This window comes from Agrobacterium sp. ST15.13.013, assembly GCF_027956525.1.
In the GTDB taxonomy this organism is placed as follows: domain Bacteria; phylum Pseudomonadota; class Alphaproteobacteria; order Rhizobiales; family Rhizobiaceae; genus Agrobacterium; species Agrobacterium salinitolerans.
Window position 1 is genome coordinate 259,985 of record NZ_JAQKGP010000001.1, and the last position, 20,477, is coordinate 280,461.

At 61.2% G+C, this 20,477-nt stretch carries 17 protein-coding genes; 15 read left to right on the top strand and 2 right to left on the bottom strand.

What is annotated here, in order from left to right:
- Positions 1 to 7: 7 nt before the first annotated feature.
- On the bottom strand, positions 8 to 715 hold the full coding sequence (locus PL597_RS01275; protein ID WP_142911966.1) for a GntR family transcriptional regulator: 708 nt from the start codon (positions 713 to 715) through the stop codon (positions 8 to 10).
- Positions 716 to 818: 103 nt separating this feature from the next.
- Between PL597_RS01275 and PL597_RS01280 the strand changes: the two genes are divergently transcribed.
- The 10 genes from PL597_RS01280 to PL597_RS01325 are packed head-to-tail and all read left to right on the top strand — an operon-like array spanning position 819 to position 11,722.
- Positions 819 to 1,871 (top strand): Gfo/Idh/MocA family protein, encoded by a 1,053-nt coding sequence (locus PL597_RS01280; protein ID WP_173990824.1) that lies wholly within the window; start codon positions 819 to 821, stop codon positions 1,869 to 1,871.
- Positions 1,864 to 2,880 (top strand): Gfo/Idh/MocA family protein, encoded by a 1,017-nt coding sequence (locus tag PL597_RS01285; protein ID WP_077985068.1) that lies wholly within the window; start codon positions 1,864 to 1,866, stop codon positions 2,878 to 2,880. Before PL597_RS01280 ends, PL597_RS01285 begins: the two co-directional genes overlap by 8 nt.
- Complete coding sequence (locus PL597_RS01290) at positions 2,877 to 3,950, top strand: Gfo/Idh/MocA family protein (RefSeq protein ID WP_271364448.1); 1,074 nt, start codon at positions 2,877 to 2,879, stop codon at positions 3,948 to 3,950. The genes PL597_RS01285 and PL597_RS01290 overlap by 4 nt, the downstream gene beginning before the upstream one ends.
- A gap of 21 nt (positions 3,951 to 3,971) precedes the next feature.
- Positions 3,972 to 5,243 carry an ABC transporter substrate-binding protein gene (locus PL597_RS01295; RefSeq protein WP_077985066.1) on the top strand — a complete coding sequence of 424 codons (1,272 nt, stop codon included), beginning with the start codon at positions 3,972 to 3,974 and terminating at the stop codon, positions 5,241 to 5,243.
- Positions 5,244 to 5,300: 57 nt separating this feature from the next.
- Positions 5,301 to 6,269 (top strand): carbohydrate ABC transporter permease, encoded by a 969-nt coding sequence (locus tag PL597_RS01300; protein WP_271364449.1) that lies wholly within the window; start codon positions 5,301 to 5,303, stop codon positions 6,267 to 6,269.
- Positions 6,262 to 7,305: a carbohydrate ABC transporter permease gene (locus PL597_RS01305; protein WP_137411569.1), complete on the top strand. Its 1,044-nt coding sequence runs from the start codon at positions 6,262 to 6,264 to the stop codon at positions 7,303 to 7,305. The genes PL597_RS01300 and PL597_RS01305 overlap by 8 nt, the downstream gene beginning before the upstream one ends.
- A 22-nt stretch (positions 7,306 to 7,327) precedes the next feature.
- Positions 7,328 to 8,407 (top strand): ABC transporter ATP-binding protein, encoded by a 1,080-nt coding sequence (locus PL597_RS01310; RefSeq protein ID WP_077985064.1) that lies wholly within the window; start codon positions 7,328 to 7,330, stop codon positions 8,405 to 8,407.
- A 37-nt stretch (positions 8,408 to 8,444) separates the two neighbouring features.
- Complete coding sequence (gene araD / locus PL597_RS01315; RefSeq protein ID WP_191216636.1) at positions 8,445 to 10,169, top strand: L-arabinonate dehydratase; 1,725 nt, start codon at positions 8,445 to 8,447, stop codon at positions 10,167 to 10,169.
- 11 nt (positions 10,170 to 10,180) lie between these two features.
- The gene (locus tag PL597_RS01320; RefSeq protein ID WP_142911961.1) at positions 10,181 to 10,978 is read left to right on the top strand and encodes an NAD-dependent epimerase/dehydratase family protein; all 798 of its coding nucleotides are present in this window, start codon (positions 10,181 to 10,183) and stop codon (positions 10,976 to 10,978) included.
- A gap of 33 nt (positions 10,979 to 11,011) precedes the next feature.
- Positions 11,012 to 11,722, top strand: coding sequence for a ribonuclease activity regulator RraA (locus PL597_RS01325; RefSeq protein ID WP_003506768.1), 711 nt, complete (start codon positions 11,012 to 11,014; stop codon positions 11,720 to 11,722).
- A 3-nt stretch (positions 11,723 to 11,725) separates the two neighbouring features.
- Here PL597_RS01325 and PL597_RS01330 read toward each other — a convergent pair whose 3' ends face one another.
- Positions 11,726 to 14,077: a helix-turn-helix transcriptional regulator gene (locus PL597_RS01330; RefSeq protein WP_271364450.1), complete on the bottom strand. Its 2,352-nt coding sequence runs from the start codon at positions 14,075 to 14,077 to the stop codon at positions 11,726 to 11,728.
- A 136-nt stretch (positions 14,078 to 14,213) separates the two neighbouring features.
- Between PL597_RS01330 and PL597_RS01335 the strand changes: the two genes are divergently transcribed.
- The 5 genes from PL597_RS01335 to PL597_RS01355 are packed head-to-tail and all read left to right on the top strand — an operon-like array spanning position 14,214 to position 20,474.
- Positions 14,214 to 15,242: an ABC transporter permease gene (locus PL597_RS01335; RefSeq protein ID WP_077985061.1), complete on the top strand. Its 1,029-nt coding sequence runs from the start codon at positions 14,214 to 14,216 to the stop codon at positions 15,240 to 15,242.
- Positions 15,242 to 16,123 (top strand): ABC transporter permease, encoded by an 882-nt coding sequence (locus PL597_RS01340; protein ID WP_077985060.1) that lies wholly within the window; start codon positions 15,242 to 15,244, stop codon positions 16,121 to 16,123. The genes PL597_RS01335 and PL597_RS01340 overlap by 1 nt, the downstream gene beginning before the upstream one ends.
- A 4-nt stretch (positions 16,124 to 16,127) precedes the next feature.
- Positions 16,128 to 17,774, top strand: a complete 1,647-nt coding sequence (locus tag PL597_RS01345) for an ATP-binding cassette domain-containing protein (RefSeq protein ID WP_271364451.1) — start codon at positions 16,128 to 16,130, stop codon at positions 17,772 to 17,774.
- A 17-nt stretch (positions 17,775 to 17,791) separates the two neighbouring features.
- Positions 17,792 to 19,348: a hydantoinase/oxoprolinase family protein gene (locus PL597_RS01350; protein ID WP_269823543.1), complete on the top strand. Its 1,557-nt coding sequence runs from the start codon at positions 17,792 to 17,794 to the stop codon at positions 19,346 to 19,348.
- Positions 19,341 to 20,474, top strand: coding sequence for a DUF917 domain-containing protein (locus tag PL597_RS01355; RefSeq protein WP_004438394.1), 1,134 nt, complete (start codon positions 19,341 to 19,343; stop codon positions 20,472 to 20,474). The genes PL597_RS01350 and PL597_RS01355 overlap by 8 nt, the downstream gene beginning before the upstream one ends.
- Positions 20,475 to 20,477 lie beyond the last annotated feature (3 nt).

Sequence of the window (20,477 nt, forward strand, 5' to 3'; positions counted from 1 at the left end):
TGCGGAATTATTCGAAGTAGTCCTGATGGTTCTCGAAAACTTGTGAGAGAATGCCTAGGACGCGTCTCAGGTGCTTTTGCAGACAATCCGTCGCGCGGGCGTCGTCACCCGCCCTGATTGCGTCGTATACCGCCTCATGTTCGGAAAGCAGCCGCGCCATATGCGCCTCATCGGTGATGGCCAGGGCGCGCAAACGATCCAGCCCCGCCTTCTCGCGGATCAACAGAGATTCCAGCCTTTCGAGGCCCGTTGCGGCGGCAAGCGCGCTGTGAAACTGGTCGTCATGGATGCGGAAAGCTTTTCTGTCGCCGTTGCGCATCGCCGCCCGCTGGCCATTCAGCGCATGCTCGATCTCCTGCTCGGCCTCCGGCGCCAGGCCAATCTGGCAAAGCCTGCGCACTGCGGCCACTTCAAGCGCCTCGCGGATGAATTGCGCGCTACGGATGTTCTTTTCCGATAGTCGCGAGACATAGGTTCCACGGCTTGGCAGCGTGACGATCAGGCCGTCGTCGCGCAGGCGGCTCAGCGCCTCGCGTACCGGCGTTCGGCTCGAATTGAACGACTGTCCGATCTCGTTTTCAGAGACGGCTTGCCCGGGAAAAAGCTCCCGCGAGAGGATGGCTGATTTCAGCGCGGAGTAAATCTGGTCCACGACCGGACGGTTGAGGTCCAGCCGCTCCATCGTCGGCACGCCTGTTACAGGAATTTTCGGCATGTACCCTCCACTGTTCTCATAACCGGTATACCGGAACACAAGTCTGTTGACAACCGGCATACCGGTATGCAAATGATCGCGCATTGGGAAGGAGGCTCCCGAAATGCAAAATATCAAGACCTGTGTCATCGTTGGCGCCGGAATGGTGGCGAAGACGCATGTGCTTGCCTGCGCGGCAAGCCCGGAAAAAATTCGCCTGAAGGGCATCGTCGATGGCGGTTCCGGCCGCGCCAAGGCGCTGGCTGCCGAGGCGTCGAAACATACCGGATACGCGGTGGCGGTTTATTCCTCCGTCGACGAAGCGGCGCGCGATGCGGATGTCGATTTCGCCATTATCGCCACGCCGCCCAATGCCCGCATCGATATTGTCGGAAAACTGGCGCAGGCTGGCAAACACATCCTGATGGAGAAGCCGGTCGCTCGCAATACGCGGGAAGCCGAGGGTCTCGTCGCCCTGTGTCGTGACGCGGGTGTCGCGCTCGGCATCATCTTCCAGCACCGCATGCGGGCCGCATCGCAAAAAGCGCGCGAGCTTGTGGATGGCGGAACGCTCGGGATGCTCGGCCTCTGCGAAATCTCGGTGCCCTGGTGGCGCGCGCAATCCTATTACGACGAACCGGGTCGCGGCACGCTGGCGCGCGATGGCGGCGGCGTACTGATCTCCCAGGCAATCCATACGATTGATCTGGCCTTGAGCCTGACGGGGCCGGTCGCCCGTGTTCAGGCGATGGCTGCAACGACGCGTTTCCACCGCATGGAAACCGAAGATTACGTGTCTGCGGGCCTGCGTTTCAGGAATGGCGCTGTCGGTTCGCTGGTGGCAAGCACCGCAAGCTTCCCCGGGGCTGCGGAATCGATCCTCCTGCATTTCGACAATGCCAGCCTGCGGCTCGCCTCCGGCCTGCTGCATGTCGACTGGCGCGATGGCCGGCAGGAGACTTTTGGCGGCGCGGCCGCTGGCACGGGCGGCGGCGCCGACCCCATGGCTTTCACGCATGAATGGCATCAGGGCGTTTTCGATGATTTCGCAGACGCCATCTCTTCAGGACGCCCGCCGGTCGTCACCGGCGAAGCGGCTCTTTTGTCTCACAGATTGATCGACGCGATCATCAACTCGGCCGACACCGGCAAGGAAGTGGAACTGCAGGATGAGTAAAGCAATCAAGTTCGTCGCTCTTGGTATTGAGCATCGGCATATTTTCGGCATGGCCCAGAACCTGCTGGATGCCGGCGCCGAATTTGCCGGCTGGTGGACAGAAGGCGAGCCCGATGTCGTGGAGGGCTTCGTCAAGCGCTTCCCGAATGTGCCGCGCGCAGCATCGAAAGAGGCGCTGCTGGCTGACGGCACTGTCGATCTCGTCGTGATCGCCGACATTCCCTCCAAGCGCGCCGATCTCGCTATCGCCGCCATGGAAGCCGGCAAGGACGTCATGTCGGACAAGCCCGGTTGCACCACCTTCGAACAGCTCGACCGCCTTCGTCAGACCGTGGCAAAGACCAAGCGCATCTGGACCGTCGATTTCTCGGAGCGCTTTGAAGTGCCGAGCGTGACCAAGGCGGCTGAACTCGTTGCTCAGGGCGCTATCGGCCGCGTCATCCAGACCGTCGGCCTCGGCCCGCATCGTCTCAACCGCCAGATCCGCCCGACATGGTTCTTCGAGCGTGAAGCCTATGGTGGTATCCTCACCGATATTGCCAGCCACCAGATCGATCAGTTCATGTTCTTCACGGGTTCGACCGAGGTTGAGATCGTGTCCGCCACCGTTGCCAATTATGCCAACCCCGGCGATCCGGGTCTTCAGGATTTCGGCGAAGTTGTGCTGCGCGGCGACAAGGGCCACGGCTATATCCGCGTCGACTGGTACACGCCCGATGCGCTGCCGACCTGGGGTGACGGCCGCCTGACCATCCTCGGCACCGAAGGTTACATCGAACTGCGTAAATATGTGGATGTCGGCAATACCGAAGGCACGGACCGCCTCGTTCTCGTCAACGGCGACCGCTGCGAGTATATTGATGCTTCCGGCGCCGGTCTGCCCTATTTCGCCCGCATCTGCGACGATATCCGCAACCGCACGGAAACGGCGATGACGCAGGAACACGTCTTCAAGGTCTGCGACCTCTCGCTTCAGGCGCAGGCCAAGGCTGAGGGAGCCTCGAAATGATCGGTGTTGCCATCATCGGCGCCGGCATCGGCGCCCAGCATCTGAGCGGTTATCGGGCGCTGCCCAAGCGCTTCGTCGTCAAGGCGATCTGCGATCTCGATCTGGAGCGCGCGCGCTCCGTCGCCGGCGATGACACCTCCATTCGTCTGACCACCGATCTCGATGAGGTTCTGGCCGATGAGAGCATTCAGCTCATCGACGTCTGCCTGCCGCCTCACCTGCATTTTCCTGTCACTCTGAAGGCGCATGCGGCGGGCAAGGATGTGGTCTGCGAAAAGCCGCTGGTTCGCTCTCTGGAAGAGGCCAATGCGCTGATCGAGTCCGTCAAGAAGACCGGACGCGGTGTATTTCCCGTCTTCCAGTACCGTTTTGGACATGCCATGCGGCAGTTGCGGGCGCTGATCGATGCCGGTCTTGCGGGCAAGGCCTTTGTCGCAAGCTCGGAAGTTCACTGGAACCGTGGCGCCAGCTATTACGACATCCCGTGGCGCGGCACCTGGAAGGGTGAGTGCGGCGGCGCGATCCTCGGTCACGCCATCCACGCCCATGATCTTCTCTGCCACGTCCTCGGCCCGGTCGAGGAAGTTTTCGCCATGGCCGACACGCGCGTCAACACCATCGAAACCGAAGATTGCGCAGCACTCAGTTTCCGCATGAAAAGCGGCGCGCTGGCGACCAGCTCCGTCACGCTCGGTGCAGCAGAAGATACGTCCCGTCTGCGTTTCTGCTTCGAAGGCTTCACCGCCGAGAGTGGCACGCTTCCCTATCGCCCGGCCGAAGACACATGGCGTTTCATCGCCCGTGCACCCACCACGCAGGACCAGATCGATGCCGTTCTGGCAAAGGTTGCCGACGGCGAAAACGGCTTTGCCGGTTTTGTCGAAGCCATTGCCGACGCGATGGAAGGACGCGGCGGCAAGGAAGTGACGGTCAATGACGGCCTGCAGTCCATAGAACTCGTTACCGCCATCTATCGCTCGGTACGGGAAAGAAAGCCGGTCCGCCTGTCCGACGCCGCCGAAGGCGAATGGATCAAAGGATGGGCTCCGCGCGCATCCGCCAACGCATAATCATCTAAGGGAGGAAAAGAGATGATCGGTAAATACAGCATGGCATTGGCGCTCGCCATTGGCGCGGCGTCCTTTGCAGGCGCCGCCCAGGCGGCCGAGGAAGTGCGCTTCACCTGCGCTTATGACGGCAATGGCTGCGAAATCCTGAAGGACATTCTCGCCCGTTACGAAAAGCAGCATCCGGACGTGAAGATCGTTACTGACATTGTGCCCTACAAGGCGTTGCTGGAAGGCCTGCCCGTACAGCTCGCCGGCGGCAGCGGGCCGGATTTCGCAACCGTGACCGACCTCGGCGGCCTCAACCGCTATTATCTCGATCTCACGCCCTATGTGGACGCGAAATATTGGGAAGACAATTTCTCCAATGTGCTGAAATGGTACCGCAGCGGCCCCGACGACAAGGGCATCTACGGCATGCATACCCAGCTCACCATCACCGGCGCTTTCATCAATCGTACCCTGTTCGATCAGGCAAATGTCGCCGTACCCGGCAAGGATGCAACGCTGGACGATTGGGCGAAGGCTGCCAATGCCGTCGCCAAGGCAACCGGCACACCTTACCCGATGGCGATTGACCGTTCCGGCCATCGCATCGCCGGCCCGGCCATTTCCTATGGCGCGAAGATTTTCGATGCTGACGGCAAGCCGATCCTCGTCGACGAAGGCTTTACGACTTTCGTGAAGAAATTCGTCGAATGGAACAAGGACGGCACCATGGCGCGTGACGTCTGGGCCGGGCAGGGCGGCAATACCTACCGCGACGCCGCGCAGGAATTCATCAACGGCCAGCTGGTTTATTATTATTCCGGCAGCTGGCAGACCGCGCGCTTCGACAGCCAGGTGGGCGATGCCTTCGACTGGGAAGTCGTGCCGCAGCCCTGCGGTGGCGCCGCCTGCACGGGCATGCCGGGCGGTACCGGCATCGTCGGCTTCAAGCAGACCAAGAACCCGAAGATCGTCGCCGATATCCTGAACTTCCTTGCTCAGGACGAGAATTATCTCGACTTCACCGTTCGCACCCGCAACGTTCCGGCCCACAAGGCCGTGGCCGACAAGGGCGTGACCTATACCGGTGCGACGCCTGCGACGCAGAAGGCCATGAATGCCTGGCTGGACCAGATTCCCGGCCTCAGCCCGATTGCCTATGCCTATCAGGGCTACAAGAACAATCGCGCCATGTTCAACATCTCCGTCCAGCGCATTACGCAGGCCATCGTCGGTGAGAGCACCGTTGATGAGGCCATGGCCCGTGCGAAGACGGACCTCGAGGAAGCGTTGAAACAGGCGAAGTGATCCATCGCCTTCCGGCGCGGCGCATGCCGCGCCGCGCCGGATCGAAGGAGGACCCTCATGTATAAATTTCTTGCGCCCGTCATGGGCATCGTCGAACTGCCCTTTGCCTTCCTGCAGAAGGTTCTTGGCCACCGGCGGATTGCGTGGGTGTTTCTGACACCCAACCTGATCCTGTTTGCGGTCTTCGCCTTCCTGCCGATCCTGCTGAACATGGCCTATTCCGTGACCGGCAGCGAACACATATTGCTTTCCGAGCGCCCTTCGGTGGGCGGCGAAAACTTTTCGGTCCTTCTTTCCTGTCAGAATTATCTTGATCCCAATTCCTGTGCGCGCGACCTGTTCTGGCGCTCCGTCTGGAACACGCTGTTCTTCGTCGTGCTGCAGGTGGGTTTCATGGTTGGATCCTCGCTGATCACGGCCATCGTGCTTAATCGCGATATCCGCGCCCGTGGCTTTTTTCGCGCGGTCTTCTTTTTCCCTGTTCTCTTGTCACCCGTCGTGGTCGCGCTGATCTGGAAGTGGATTCTCCAGCGTTTCGGCGTTCTCAATGCGGCGATGGAGGGGCTCGGCCTCGGTTCGGTGGACTGGCTGCTCGAGGCCAATCTTGCCTTCGGCTGGTCGGTCTTCCTGTCGGTCTGGGCGCATATGGGCTTTTACACGCTCATTCTCCTCGCCGGCCTGCAGGCGATCCCGCGTGACGTCTACGAGGCGGCGCAGCTGGACAAGGCAAGCCCATGGCGCATCTTCCGGCGCATTACCCTGCCGCTGCTTGCGCCCACCATGCTTGTCGTTCTCGTCCTGTCGGTCATCAAGGGCGTGCAGACTTTCGATGAAGTCTTTGCCTTTACCGGCGGTGGTCCGGGTTCGGCGACGACCTTCATCATTCAATTCATCTATCAGACCGGCTTTGCCGGGACGCCCCGGAATTTCGGACTTGCGGCCGCCGCTTCGCTGCTGCTCGCCGTGGTGCTCGTGGTGCTGACCGCCCTGCAATTCCGGGCAAACAGGAGCAAGGTCGATGGCTAGGATTGGCGCATTTCTGACCCGTACCCGCGGCCGCAACGGCAAGCTGCACTGGACCGACTGGCTGTCCTACGCCTATCTCGGCGTGGCCGTGCTGATGATGTTCGGCCCCGTCGTCTGGCTGGTGCTCTCCTCGTTCAAGACGGAGGCCGACCTTCAACGCTTCCCGCCGCGCCTTCTGCCCTATAGCCAGGAAACCGTGGCGGTTGATGGGCAGGCAGCGCCGCTGCCGGCCTATGTCGACAAGGATGGCCGCAAGCTCGGCATGATCCGCCGCATCGGCCTCGTGGCCCAGGTGGTTGACCCGGCCAAGCCGACCGAAGTCCTGAAGATGCCGTTCAACGAGCTGAAACCGGCTGAAAAGGTGGCGCTGGCGACGGAAAACTACACCGAGCTTTTCCAGCGCTTCAATTTCCCGCTCTATTTCTGGAACTCGACCTTCATCACGGTGACGTCGACACTCATCATGCTGATCGTCAATTCCATGGCCGCGTTTGCGCTCTCGAAATATCAGTTCAAGGGCAGGGGCGTGGTGCTAGCGCTGGTTGTCGGCACATTGATGATCCCGCAGACGGTGGTGCTGGTGCCGCTGTTTCTCATCACCAGCCAGCTTGGCATGATCAACAGTCTCTGGGGCGTCATCATTCCCGGTGCCGCGACACCCACGGGCGTTTTCCTGCTGCGGCAATACATGCTGACGATACCCGATGAAATCCTCGATGCGGCGCGCATGGACAAGGCGAGCGAGTGGAAAATCTACTGGCGTATCATCCTGCCGTTATCGGCTCCGGCGCTTGCCGTTCTGGCGATCCTTGCGATCATGTGGCGCTGGAACGACTTCCTCTGGCCTCTCATCGTGCTGACCCGCAACGACAACTTCACCCTGCAGCTGGCGCTCAACTCCTTCCAGGGGGAGATGACGACGGAATGGAGCAACCTTCTGGCCATGACCGTGCTGACGCTTGCGCCCATCGCGCTGGTCTTCATGTTCCTGCAAAAATATATCGCCACCGGCATTGCGTCCACGGGCGGCAAATAATCCTCAGGGAGGAAATACGACAATGGCAAGTATTCAGCTTCGTCAGGTCAAAAAGACATATGGCGCCCTCGATGTCATCAAGGGTATCGATCTCGATATCAAACATGGCGAGTTCTGCGTCTTCGTCGGCCCATCCGGCTGCGGCAAATCCACCCTGCTGCGCATGATCTCGGGTCTCGAGGAATTGACAGGCGGCGATATCGTCATCGGCGGCGACGTGGTCAACACGGTGCCGGCGGCGGACCGTGGCCTTGCCATGGTGTTCCAGTCATACGCGCTTTATCCGCATATGACGGTGCGCGAAAACCTGTCTTTCGGCCTTGAGAATATCGGCACCCCCAAAAAGGAAGTCGCCGAGAAGATCGCTCAGGTAGCGAAGATGCTGCAGATCGACCAGCTGCTGGAGCGTCGCCCCAAGGACCTGTCGGGCGGCCAGCGCCAGCGCGTCGCCATCGGACGCGCCGTGGTGCGCGAGCCGCGCGTGTTCCTCTTCGACGAGCCGCTTTCCAACCTCGATGCGGAACTGCGCGTCGATATGCGCGGCGAAATTTCCAGCCTGCACCGGCGTCTCGGCAACACCATGATCTACGTGACGCATGATCAGGTGGAGGCCATGACCATGGCCGACAAGATTGCTGTTCTGCGTGCCGGCAAGCTTGAACAGTTCGGCGTGCCGCTCGATCTCTACAACCGCCCGGCCAATATTTTCGTGGCAGGCTTCATCGGCTCGCCGAAGATGAATTTCTTTGCGGGCGAAGTGACTTCGGACGCAACGCCTGCTCTCAAAATCGCGACGGGCGAGACTATCCCGCTGCCGCAGACCGGCTTTGCCTATAAGCCCGGTCAGAAGGTGACGCTCGGCGTCCGCCCGAACCATGTGGAGCCGGGCGAAGGCGGTGCGTTGACGATGTCAGTACGCACCGCAGAGCAGCTGGGCGGCGAGTCCTATCTCTACGGTAATCTGGGTGACGGCACCCCGGTGACGCTGCATCTTTCCGGCCAGACCTCGACATCGGCGGGCGAAGTCATCCGCCTCTCCGCACCGCTTCAACACGTCCACCTTTTCGATACGACGAGCGGGCTGACGCTCCGGCAGGACTGACAGCCTTTGGCGCAACCCGCAACGCAGGACCATTGACATGACAGATAAAAAACTCCGTTCCGACCGCTGGTTCGCACCCGACGACCTGCGCAGCTTCGGCCACCGCTCGCGCATGATGCAGCTCGGTTATGCGGAGGAGGATTTTGTCGGCAAACCCGTCATCGGTATCCTCAACACCTGGTCGGAGCTCAATACCTGTCACTCCCATTTTCCCGAGCGCGTGCAGGATGTGAAGCGCGGCGTGTTGCAGGCGGGCGGTTTCCCCGTCGAAATGCCGTCGCTCTCGGTGGACGAGAGCTTCACCAAGCCGACATCGATGCTTTACCGCAACATGCTGGCAATGGAGACGGAGGAGATGATCCGCTCGCATCCGCTCGACGGCGTGGTGCTGATGGGCGGTTGCGACAAGACGACGCCCGGCCTCGTCATGGGTGCAATCTCAGCCGGTGTGCCGATGATTTATCTGCCGGCCGGCCCGATGCTGAGCGGAAATTATGCCGGCAAGGTGCTGGGCTCGGGTTCGGACGCCTGGAAATATTGGGATGAGCGACGCGCAGGCAATGTCACGGACGAGGAATGGCGTGGCGTGCAGGGCGGTATTGCCCGTTCTGCCGGTGTGTGCATGACGATGGGTACGGCCTCGACCATGACGGCCATTGCCGACGCGCTCGGCATCACCCTGCCGGGTGCCTCCTCCATCCCGGCAGTCGATTCCGAACATCAGCGCATGTCCGCAGCCTGTGGCCGCCGCATTGTCGAGATGGTGTCGGAAGACCTGACACCGAACCATATCCTGACGGCGGCAGCGTTTCGTAATGCCGCCATTGTTGCGATGGCGACCGGTTGTTCCACCAATGCCGTCGTGCATCTGATCGCCATGGCGCGGCGCGCCGGTGTGCCGATGACGCTGGACGAGCTGGACGAACTTGGCCGCGTGACGCCGCTCATCGCCAATGTCCGCCCCTCGGGCAAGGACTATCTGATGCAGGACTTTTTTTACGCCGGTGGCCTGAGGGCGCTGATGAAACAGCTGGAAAGTCGTCTTGACTGTTCCGTGCTGACCGTGACCGGTCGTAGCATGGGCGAAAATCTCGAAGGCGCGAAAGTCTATAATGACGACGTCATCCGCTCGCTCGACAATCCCGTCTATGCGGAAGGCTCGCTCGCGGTCCTGCGTGGCAATCTCTGCCCCGACGGCGCCGTGATCAAGCCTGCCGCCTGCGATCCCAAACTGCATGTCCATCAAGGTCCGGCGCTGGTGTTTGACAGCTACCCGGAAATGAAAGCCGCCATCGACGATGAAAATCTCGATGTGACGCCCGACCATGTGCTGGTGCTGCGCAATGCCGGTCCGCTCGGCGGCCCCGGCTTTCCGGAATGGGGCATGTTGCCCATTCCCAAGGCGCTGATCAAAAAGGGCCATCGCGATATGCTTCGCATTTCCGATGCCCGCATGTCCGGCACCTCCTACGGCGCCTGCGTTCTGCATGTCGCGCCGGAAAGCTTCGTCGGCGGCCCGCTGGCGCTCCTGAAGACCGGCGATATCGTGCGCCTCGACCTGCCCCAGCGTCGTCTCGATATGCTGGTAAGCGAAGAAGAGATCGCCCAGCGCCGGGCGGCATGGCAAGCGCCTGCGCCGCGTTATGAGCGTGGTTATGGCTATCTTTTCTCCAAGCACGTCACCCAAGCTGATCAGGGCTGCGACTTCGACTTCCTACAAACGGATTTCGGCCGCACCGCCGGCGAGCCCGATATTTTCTAAGAGGCGCCATCATGTTGAAGCGATTGCTCATCACCGGTGCCGGCGGCAAGCTGGGAAGCATGCTGCGCGGGCGGCTTGGCCACGTTACCGAAACTATTCGCCTGTCTGATGTCGTCGATTTGGGTACGCCAGCTCCTCACGAGGAACTCGTTCGCTGCGCGCTCGAAGACGAGCAGGCGGTGCACGATCTCGTCAAGGGTTGCGACGGCATCGTTCATCTCGGCGGTGTGTCGGTTGAAAGGGCTTTCGATCCGATAGAGGCGGCCAATCTGCGTGGTGTCTACAATCTCTATGAGGCGGCACGGTTGAACGGCATGCCGCGCATTCTGTTCGCCTCCAGCAACCATACGATCGGTTATTACCCGCAGGGTCAACAGCTTAGCCCGGAGACGCCTTTTCTGCCCGATGGCCTCTATGGGGTTTCGAAGATTTTCGGCGAGGCGATGGCAAGCCTCTACCATTCCAAATTCGGCCAGGAGACGGCCATTGTCCGCATCGGCTCCTGCGAAGAAAAACCGTCCAACTGGCGGATGTTATCGACGTGGCTGAGCTACGGTGACTTCGTCTCGCTGATCGAGGCCACATTCCGCGTGCCGACGCTCGGCTGCCCGGTCATCTGGGGCGTTTCGGCCAATGACGACAGCTGGTGGGACAATTCCCATGTCGACTTTCTCGGCTGGCAGCGGCGCGACAATGCCGCTGATTACCGGGGGGAAATCGAGCGCGACGTACCGCGCCCCGACCCGGAGGCTGCGATCGCAAAATATCAGGGCGGCATTTTTATCGATGAGCCCATTCACAGGACTTGAAACGCATTTATCCGCCATTGCGAGGAGACAGAGATGAACAATGAAACGCGCGAAAAACTGATGACGATTTCCGTCGCTACCCTGGCGACGGCGCTTTATAAGCGCGGCCTGCGCAACCAGGTCATTCAGGGCGTGCGCCCTCTGGGCTACAAGGGTAAAAACATGGTGGGCCCAGCCTTCACCCTGCGCTACATGCCGGCCCGCGAGGATCGCAACCAGCTCGTGGAATTCCGCAATCCCGCCCATCCGCAGCGCGTCGCCATCGAAACCTGCCCGCCCGGCCATGTGCTTGTCATGGACAGCCGCAAGGACGCTTCTGCCGCCTCGGCAGGCGATATTCTGGTCACGCGCCTGATGGTTCGCGGTGGTGCAGGCATCGTTTCCGATGGCGGTTTCCGGGATGCGGCCACTATTGCCGAACTGGATATTCCAGCCTACCACACCCGGCCCTCCAGCCCGACCAACCTCACCAAACACGAGGCTATCGAGATCAACGGCCCGATCGGCTGCGGCGATGCGCCGGTTTTCCCGGGTGACATCATCGTCGGCGACGCCGATTGCGTTATCGTCATCCCGGCGGGCATTGCCGACGAGGTGGCGACCGAGGCGGTGGAAATGACCGCTTACGAGGATTTCGTCGTGGAGCAGGTCAAGGCCGGCCAGACGATCATCGGGCTTTACCCCTGCACCAAGGAAGAGCACCAGACGGCATTTGCCGAATGGCGCAAGAAGAACAACCGCTGAACCTTACAGCCAGCCCAGTGCTTTCGCCGCGCGGATTGCCTCCGCGCGGCGTTTGCAATCCAGCTTGCGGAACAGGTTGCCGAGGTGAAATTTAACCGTCACTTCCGAGATGTTGAGCGTCTGGGCAATCTTCTTGTTCGACATGCCGCTGGTCAGCAGTTGCAGCATCTGCGCTTCCCGTTGCGAAAGCCCGCCATGCAGCGCGCGCGCCTGCGGTGAGTTCATTGAGGCGGCGAAAATCGATAGTGCGCTGCGGACATCGGAAGAGGTCTCGATGAAACTGCGGATGCGGCGATTGTTCAGAAGCGGCGACAGGAAGATGCGTTCCTCCGACAGGACGCCGCTGCATCCAAGGCGGGTTGCCGATTCAAGGGCGGTGAGGATATGGGCGCGGGCGGCGGCGTTGTCGCGACGCTGGTGCGCGGCGTAGCTCTGCCAGATTCTCAGCGCGACCTTCTCGCGGTTGGTCACCTTGGGATTGGCGATCATCGCGTCGATCTGGCGGGACAGATAGGCGCGCGGCGTGAAAAGATGCACCGCATCCCGCAGCCAGGCCATGACATAGGAGATTTCATCGCGCCGCGTCAGGCGGGAAAGATCCTCGTGCGCGCTCTCCACCCAGTTGCGGCCCATGGGCATGCGGATTGCCGAAAGGGTTGCTGCCGCGTCCGCCCAGCGGTTGGCGTTCTGATAGGCGATGGCCGTCCTGATTTCCATCATCGCATGGAATTGCAACCCTTCCGAAAGGTGGATCCACAAGCCATCGAGAAAGCCCGGGCGAACGGTCATCGGAAAATGGTCGATCAATACCTGTGAGGCGTAAAACAGGGCAAATTGCATGAGGCTCGGCCAGATTTCGGCAGCGGCGAAGTGATCGAATTCATGTTCGACGAAATGCAGGAGGTCGCGGGGCTTTCCGGCCTCATAGGCAAGGCAGGCTTCCGCCAGCCGCAACATCCGGAACTCCTGCACGGCGTCATGCGGCACCTGTTCCAGCCGCGCGCGCGCCTCCTGCGCGGCCCGGCGCGCCAGAAGCACGTCGCCGCTCATCAGCCGCAGCACGATCTGGTGCAGGTGGATGAAGAACTCCAGCAGCGGCTGCCCGCCCATTTTGCGCAGATAGATCAAAGCGCGGGCAGCGGCGGCCTCCGCCTCGCGGAAATTGCGGCGGCGGATTTCGAATTCCAGCAGCGCATTGTAATAGGCCGCCCATTTGCCGTGGTCGTCCATCGGATAATCGGCCATGAACTCGCCGAGCCGCGTTATCATCGCGTCATTGGGCGTCAGGTCCTCGGCAATCATCAGGTTGAGCCGGAATGTGCGGGCGGCGAAGGAAAACCGTGAACCCCGGGCAAGCACCTTCAACGGATCGAGATAATCCGATCCGAGGCTCTTGCCGAGCAGATGGCGCACACGCTGCAACTCACCCTGTTTCAACAGGGCGCGGGTAACGGCGAAGAGCACGGTTTCATTCGTTGCGATCATATCCTGCGAAAAACGCATAATGATCTCGCGAAACCTGCCGACGCTGCTTCTGTAAATCAGTTCGCGGCCATGGGCGCGTTCCAGAATTTGTGCGGCATGGGTCTCATAACCGCGGTCGAGCAGCATCGCCATGGCCGCAAGCGCCCGTCCTTCCTTTTCGAAAGCCGATGCGACCTCCACCACGGCGCTCCCGGCCTGCAGCGTAGCGAGACGCTCCCGTGCGGCCACGCCCAGAAGCCTTATCAGGGTGGGATGATTTTCGGGATTTCCGGTCAGGAAGGGCGGCAGCAATTCGGTCCATTCCGCCTCGGGTTCTGCGGAAGGGTTTTCGAGCCAGAGCGAAAGCTCAACCGTCTGGGTGGGCGAAAGATGCGGCAGGTAGTTTTCGCGCAGATAATCGGCACACAGCGGTTCGTTTGGAAGACGGACCAGTGACAGGAAAGCCGGCCAGCCGGCATAGTCGTGAAGGGCGAGACGCTTCTGCTCAGGTGGCAGGTCTTCAACCTCCTCCTGCCCAAGAAGCAGCTCATCCGGGCCGATGGTAAGCGAACCGTGATGCAGGATCTGCCGGGCCAGTCCGCTGATCCGTTGATCCGGGCGGCAGGCGATGACCAAAAAACGCACCTTTTCCAGAATGGCGGCGGGCATGCGCACCGCCCGCGCGAAAACCGGCACGTCCCATAGGAGGCAGTCATTTACGGCATCATCGCTTCGCGGCTGGTGCGTGCGGCATATCTGCGTTCCCAACTCCTTTGCCAGCATTTCCAGCAGCACGCTTTTTCCCGCACCCGCCGGAGCGCGCAGGAAGACTACGCCGGCGGTTTCGCTGGCGATGCGGCGGCAGAGGCGGGTGCGGGGCAGGAGCGTCATTGGCAACGGGATAGGGGACTTTATCTTAAAAACCTATACTCTTGTTTCAAAAAACTATACCTTTTTTAGATTGTTCAAAAGGGTTGGTGATGAAAACTTGTGCTCAGACAACCGATGCACAAGGAACGTTCCACCGATGCAGCAACATCCGTTGGTCGCGATTTTGAACAGGCTCGGCACCTTCGTGCTGGTCATGATCGCCCTGTCCATCATGATTTTCGCGCTCGCCCGCGTCGTGCCGGGAGATCCCGCGCGCATGGCGCTCGGCCCTGCGGCGACGCAAGAGCAGGTGGATGCGTTGCGCGGCGAGATGGGCCTCGACAAGCCGCTGGCCGTCCAATATCTCGACTATATCGGCAATGCCCTGCATGGCGATCTCGGTTTCTCGCTGGTGTCGCAACGCCCGGTGACTACCGATCTGGCACAGACCGTTCCTGCGACGGTCGAACTGGTACTGGTCTCGGTCATCTTCATGTTTGCCGTGGCTATCCCGCTCGGGGTCATTACGGCGCATTACCGCGACCGGCCGCTGGACCATATCGGCCGCATCCTGTCGCTCACCGGGGTGACGATCCCGAGCTTTCTTTTCGCCATCACGCTGCAATTGCTGGCCGCCCGTTTTCTTTCCGGCTGGCCGATCATCGGTAGGCTCGACCACGGGCTTGGCTGGCAGGGCGGCCCGACCGGCTTCATCCTGATCGACGGGACGCTGGCGGGGCGTTTCGATGTCGTGCTCGATGCGCTGAAACATCTCGCGCTGCCGGCCTTTGCGCTCTCCATGGCCGGCATCGGCCAGATCACCCGTATCACGCGCTCCTCGATGATCGAGAACCAGCGCAAGGACCATGTTTTGACCCTGCAAAGCTTTGGCGTGCCGGAGCGTGTCATCATCTTCCGTTACCTGCTGAAGCTTTCTTCCATCGCGCCGCTGACGATCATGGGTCTCGAATTCGCGTCGCTGATCGGCAATGCCTTCGTGATCGAGATGGTCTTCGCCTGGGGCGGCTTCGCTTCCTACGGGCTCAACGCCATCCTGCAGAAAGACCTCAACGCAGTGACCGCCGTGGTGCTGGTGGCCGGCCTGTTCTTCATCGTTGCGAACCTGATCGTGGATGTCCTGATCTCGATCATCGACCCGCGCCTGCGCCGCAAGGAGGCTCGCTGATGGCTGACATAAAAATGCTCGAACCCACCGATCGAGGCCTGAGTGCCGGTTACATGATGTGGTATCGCTTCAGCCGCAATCCGGCGGCGGTCATCGGCTCGCTGATCCTTCTGTCGGTACTGGTACTGGCGGTCTTCGCGCCATGGCTTACGCCTTATCCCAAACATATCGGCGCGGTCGTCGATTTCCGCGCCCGCCATATGCCGCCGGACCTGGAGCACTGGTTCGGCACCGACAAGGCCGGCCGCGATATCTTCTCCCGCACCATCTTCGGGCTGCGCGTCTCGCTGCTTCTCGTCATCGGCGTGCTCGGTATTTCGGTGCCAGTCGGAACCGTCCTTGGCCTGATTGCCGGTTATTTCGGCGGCTGGACCGAGAAACTCATCAGCGGCCTGACGAATGTGATGCTGGCGATGCCGCCGCTCGTCATGGCGCTCGCGGTCTCCAACCTCCTGGAACCGACGCTGACGAACGCCATGATCGCGATCACGTTGTTATGGTGGACCTGGCATGCACGGCTGATCTATTCGGTGTCAAAGTCTATCGCTTCGGAAGACTATATCGAGGCGGCACGTCTTGCCGGTGCAGGCCCGCTGCATATTCTTTTTCGCGAAATCCTGCCCAATTGCGTTTCGGTCATATCGGTCAAGACCACGCTCGATGCCGCCTTTGTCATCCTGTTCGGTGCGACGCTGAGCTTCCTTGGTTTCGGCGTCAAGCCGCCGACCCCCGACCTTGGATCTATGGTCGCCGACGGGCGCCAGTTCATGCCGGATTTCTGGTGGGAAGTGCTCTGCCCCGGCGCGGCCGTGCTTTACGTGACGCTGGGTTTCAATCTGCTGGGCGACGGCCTGCGCGACATGTTCGACGTGGAAAGCTAAAGTCATGACTGAACCGCTTCTCAAGGTCGAAAACCTCAACGTCACCTTCACCAATTACGGCCGCACCCGGCAGGTGCTGCGCGATGTCGCCTTCACGGTTGCCGCAGGTGAGCGCGTGGCGCTGATCGGCGAAACTGGATCGGGCAAATCCGTCACAGCCAAGGCGATCATCGGCACCCTGCCGAAGAATGCCGCGATCACATCAGGTGCGATCGTCATCGATGGCCGGGATGTGCTGTCCATGCCGCGCAGGGAGCGCGAGGCGCTGAAGGGCACGGCGTTTTCGCTGATCATGCAGGACCCGCTTTCCTCCTTCAATCCGGTCTTCAAAATCGGCACGCATCTCGATGATGTCATGCGTTTTGCCGACAAGCGCGACGGTATCAATTCGTCGAAGGCGGAGCGCCGCGACCGCATCGCGGCGGTGCTGCGCCGGGTACAGCTTGCCGATACCGAACGGGTGATGGACGCCTATCCGTCCGAACTTTCGGGCGGCATGCGCCAACGCGTTCTGATCGGGCTTGCCCTGCTGCACCAGCCGAAACTTCTGATCGCGGATGAGCCCGGCACGGCGCTCGACGTCACCACGCAGGATGAAATTCTCAATCTCATCAACCAGCTGGTTGCCGAAGAAAACATGGCGCTGCTGATGATTACCCACAATCTCGGCGTCGTGCGCAAGGTGGCGGACAGGGTCGTGGTCATGCATCACGGCGATATCGTTGAGACCGGACCCTGCACGCAAATCCTGCATACGCCTGCCGAGGACTATACGCGCTCGCTTCTGGATGCAGTGCCTCCGCTTTATGGCCCGCGCGTCACCGATCTGGCGCAAAGCACGCGCTCGCCCATCGTGACGATTGAAGGGCTGAACAAGATTTACGGCAGGCGCAACGGTTATCACGCCGTGCGGGATGTGAACCTGACCCTGAACGAGGGCGAGGTTTTCGGCCTGGCGGGTGAATCCGGTTCCGGTAAGACCTCGGTTGCACGCATGATCATGGGCCTTTCGCGCCCGACCTCCGGCAATCTCGTGATCGACGCTCCAGCACCTGAGCGCGGCAAGCGGCTGACGCAAATCGTCTATCAAAATCCGGGCACCTCGCTCAATCCGAAGCGTACGGTGAAACAGACGCTTGCCCTGCCGCTGAAATCCATCGGCATGGACGGGCCTGCGCGTGAAAACCGCATGCTGGAACTGATGGGGCTGGTGCGGCTGCCGCAATCCTATCTCGGCAAATATCCGCATGAACTGTCCGGCGGCCAGAAGCAGCGTGTGGCAATTGCCCGGGCGCTGGCGGCCGAGCCGAAAATCCTCATCCTCGACGAACCGACAGCCGCACTCGATGTGTCCGTCCAGAAGACGGTGATCGACCTTCTTTTGCAGCTGCGCGAGGAGCTTGGCCTGACCTATCTGATGATCTCGCACGACCTGTCGCTGATGCGCAATTTCTGCTCGCGCATCGCCATCATGCTGCGGGGCGAGATTGTTGAAGAGGGCGTGACGTCGGCGGTCTTCGCCGAGCCGGCCCATCCATACACCCGCGCCCTGATCGCGGCCATCCCCGTCGTCACCGACGAGGAAGAACGTCTCAAACCCACCGTGACCGAGGAAGAGCGTATGCGCTTCCTCGTCAAAACGACCGATTGATGAAAGAGGAGCCTGACGTGTATCGCGTTGGAATTGACGTCGGCGGCACGAATACCGATGCCGTTGTGTTGCAGGATAAAACCGTTCTGGCGGGGGTAAAAGCCTCCACGACAGAGGATGTGACATCCGGTGTCATCGAAGCCCTTGAAAAGGTCATCGAGGCGTCGGGCATTGACAGGGCGCGCATCGGCGCCGTGATGATCGGCACCACGCATTTCACCAATGCGGTGATCGAGCGCCGGCATATGGACGAGGTGGCCGCCATCCGTCTCGGCCTGCCCTCCGGCGCCGGCCTGCCGCCCATGGTCGACTGGCCGGATGACCTCCGGGAAATCGTCGGCAACCACGGCTATCAGGTGCGCGGCGGTTACGAATTCGACGGCCGCGAAATTTCGCCGCTCGACGAGGACGAAATCGTTCGCATCGCCGCGGATATCCGCGCCAAGGGCCTGAAGGCGGCTGCCGTCACCTGCGTTTTCAGCGGCATCAACGATGCGATGGAGTTGCGGGCGAAAGAAATCCTGCAAGAGCGTTGCCCCGGCCTGCCGGTGGTGATGTCCAAGGATATCGGCCGGCATGGCCTGCTTGCACGGGAAAGTGCTGCAATCATGAATGCCAGCCTGCTGTCGCTGGCCGACCGCACGGTTGCGGCTTTCGGCGTGGCGCTGAAGGCTGCGGGCATTACCTGCCCGTTCTATATCACCCAGAACGACGGCACGCTGATGGCGGCTGATGTGGTGCGCGGTTTCCCAGTGCTCACCTTCGCGTCCGGTCCGACGAACTCCATGCGTGGTGCGGCCTTCCTCACCGGTCTCAAGGATGCCGTGGTCGTGGATGTGGGCGGCACCACCTCCGACGTCGGCTCGCTGTCCCACGGTTTCCCGCGTCAGGCCTCGACCACGGTGGATATTGGCGGCGTGCGCACCAATTTCCGTATGCCCGACGTTTTCTCCATCGGTCTCGGCGGCGGTTCGCTCGTGGTCAATGGCGATCACGGCCTGACCGTCGGGCCGAAATCCGTCGGTTATCGCGTCCGTCGCGAGGCGCTCTGCTTCGGTGGCTCGACGCTGACAGCGACCGATATCGCGGTTGCCTCCGGCAAGGCGGACGTTGGGGAGAAAAAGCTGGTCTCCAGCCTCGACAAAAAACTGGTGGATGCGGCGGTCGACAAGATCAACGACATGCTTGAGGCCTGCGTGGAGCGCAGCCGCATCTCATCGTCGCCGGTGCCGGTGATCGCCGTCGGCGGCGGTTCTATCCTGATGCCGGATCGCATCGGTGATCTTGAGGTCATCCGGCCCGAGAATTTCGCAGTGGCGAATGCTGTCGGTGCGGCGATTGCGCAGATCAGCGGCGAGACCGACCGGGTCTTTTCTCTGGTGGACGGGCGCACGCGCGAGAGCGCGCTGGCAGAGGCAGAAGCGGAGGCCCGGGAAAAGGCGATTGCCGCTGGTGCGATTGCCGAAACGCTTGAGGTCATCGAGCGCGAAGATATGCCGCTTGCCTACCTGCCCGGCAATGCCACCCGCATTCATGTGAAAGTTGTTGGAGAAATGGGAGCCAATCATGGCTGAGACGCGCAAGCTGAAATATGACGAAGCGGCATTGCGGACGCTGACCCGTGAAGATCTCGACGCGCTGGAAATCGGTGCCGGCATTCTCGGCACGGGCGGCGGCGGCAATCCTTATCTCGGCAAGTTGCTGGCGCTGGAAGCCATGAAAGCCGGGTACGAAATGAAGATCCTCGCGACCGACGCAATCGAGCCGGACGCGCTGTGCATGTCCATCGGCGGCATCGGCGCACCTGTTGTCGGAGTAGAGCGCATTCGTGAAGGCCGCGAAGGCCTGCGCTGCCTGCGCGCGATGGAAGAGCTGATCCGCACGCCGGTAGACGCCATCGTCTGCGAGGAAATCGGTGGCTCCAACTCCATGAACCCGCTGGTAACGGCGGCGCTGGGTGGCCTGCCAATCCTCGATTGCGACGGCATGGGCCGGGCATTCCCGGAAATGCAGATGACCACCTTCTCCATTTACGGTCATAGTTCCACGCCATCGGTGATGTGCGATCTGCACGGCAATGCCGTCATCTTCAGTCATGCCGTTTCCGAGGTCTGGCACGAGCGCATGGCGCGCGCCTGCGTCGTCTCGCAGGGTGGCGGCGCGATGCTGGCGACCGCACCGATGCAGGCGCATTATGTGCACCAGTACGGCATTCCGAAAACCTACACCAAGGCGATTGCCATCGGCGAGGCCGTGATCCGTGCCCGCAAGCAGCAGGAAGACCCGATTGCCGCGGTCTGCGCGCTCGAAGGCGGGCGGCGCATCTTCAACGGCAAGATCACCGATCTGAAGCGCCATCTGCGCGGCGGTTTCGCGGTCGGCGATCTCACACTGTCCGGCTTCGACGATTGCGCCGGCCAGACGGCGGGCGTCGCCATCCAGAACGAATTTCTGCTGTTTTCCCGTGATGGCAAGGTGGAAGTGACGGTCCCCGACCTGATTGTCCTGCTCGATGTCGACACGGGTTACCCGATCACTACCGAAGTGCTGCGCTACGGCCAGCGTGTGGCCGTCATCGCCATCCCCTGCCACGACCTGCTGCGCAGCGCCCGTGCGCTCGAAGTCGTCGGGCCGGCGGCCTTCGGTTACCCCGACATTCCTTTCTCACCGCTGCCCGTTCCGGTCAGCAAGGCTGCCTAACCA

Excerpts from the sequence above, each read along its gene's own strand:
- PL597_RS01275 (WP_142911966.1), bottom strand. The coding sequence starts at position 715 with ATGCCGAAAATTCCTGTAACAGGCGTGCCGACGATGGAGCGGCTGGAC.
- PL597_RS01280 (WP_173990824.1), top strand. The coding sequence starts at position 819 with ATGCAAAATATCAAGACCTGTGTCATCGTTGGCGCCGGAATGGTGGCG.
- PL597_RS01285 (WP_077985068.1), top strand. The coding sequence starts at position 1,864 with ATGAGTAAAGCAATCAAGTTCGTCGCTCTTGGTATTGAGCATCGGCAT.
- PL597_RS01290 (WP_271364448.1), top strand. The coding sequence starts at position 2,877 with ATGATCGGTGTTGCCATCATCGGCGCCGGCATCGGCGCCCAGCATCTG.
- PL597_RS01295 (WP_077985066.1), top strand. The coding sequence starts at position 3,972 with ATGATCGGTAAATACAGCATGGCATTGGCGCTCGCCATTGGCGCGGCG.
- PL597_RS01300 (WP_271364449.1), top strand. The coding sequence starts at position 5,301 with ATGTATAAATTTCTTGCGCCCGTCATGGGCATCGTCGAACTGCCCTTT.
- PL597_RS01305 (WP_137411569.1), top strand. The coding sequence starts at position 6,262 with ATGGCTAGGATTGGCGCATTTCTGACCCGTACCCGCGGCCGCAACGGC.
- PL597_RS01310 (WP_077985064.1), top strand. The coding sequence starts at position 7,328 with ATGGCAAGTATTCAGCTTCGTCAGGTCAAAAAGACATATGGCGCCCTC.
- araD (WP_191216636.1), top strand. The coding sequence starts at position 8,445 with ATGACAGATAAAAAACTCCGTTCCGACCGCTGGTTCGCACCCGACGAC.
- PL597_RS01320 (WP_142911961.1), top strand. The coding sequence starts at position 10,181 with ATGTTGAAGCGATTGCTCATCACCGGTGCCGGCGGCAAGCTGGGAAGC.
- PL597_RS01325 (WP_003506768.1), top strand. The coding sequence starts at position 11,012 with ATGAACAATGAAACGCGCGAAAAACTGATGACGATTTCCGTCGCTACC.
- PL597_RS01330 (WP_271364450.1), bottom strand. The coding sequence starts at position 14,077 with ATGACGCTCCTGCCCCGCACCCGCCTCTGCCGCCGCATCGCCAGCGAA.
- PL597_RS01335 (WP_077985061.1), top strand. The coding sequence starts at position 14,214 with ATGCAGCAACATCCGTTGGTCGCGATTTTGAACAGGCTCGGCACCTTC.
- PL597_RS01340 (WP_077985060.1), top strand. The coding sequence starts at position 15,242 with ATGGCTGACATAAAAATGCTCGAACCCACCGATCGAGGCCTGAGTGCC.
- PL597_RS01345 (WP_271364451.1), top strand. The coding sequence starts at position 16,128 with ATGACTGAACCGCTTCTCAAGGTCGAAAACCTCAACGTCACCTTCACC.
- PL597_RS01355 (WP_004438394.1), top strand. The coding sequence starts at position 19,341 with ATGGCTGAGACGCGCAAGCTGAAATATGACGAAGCGGCATTGCGGACG.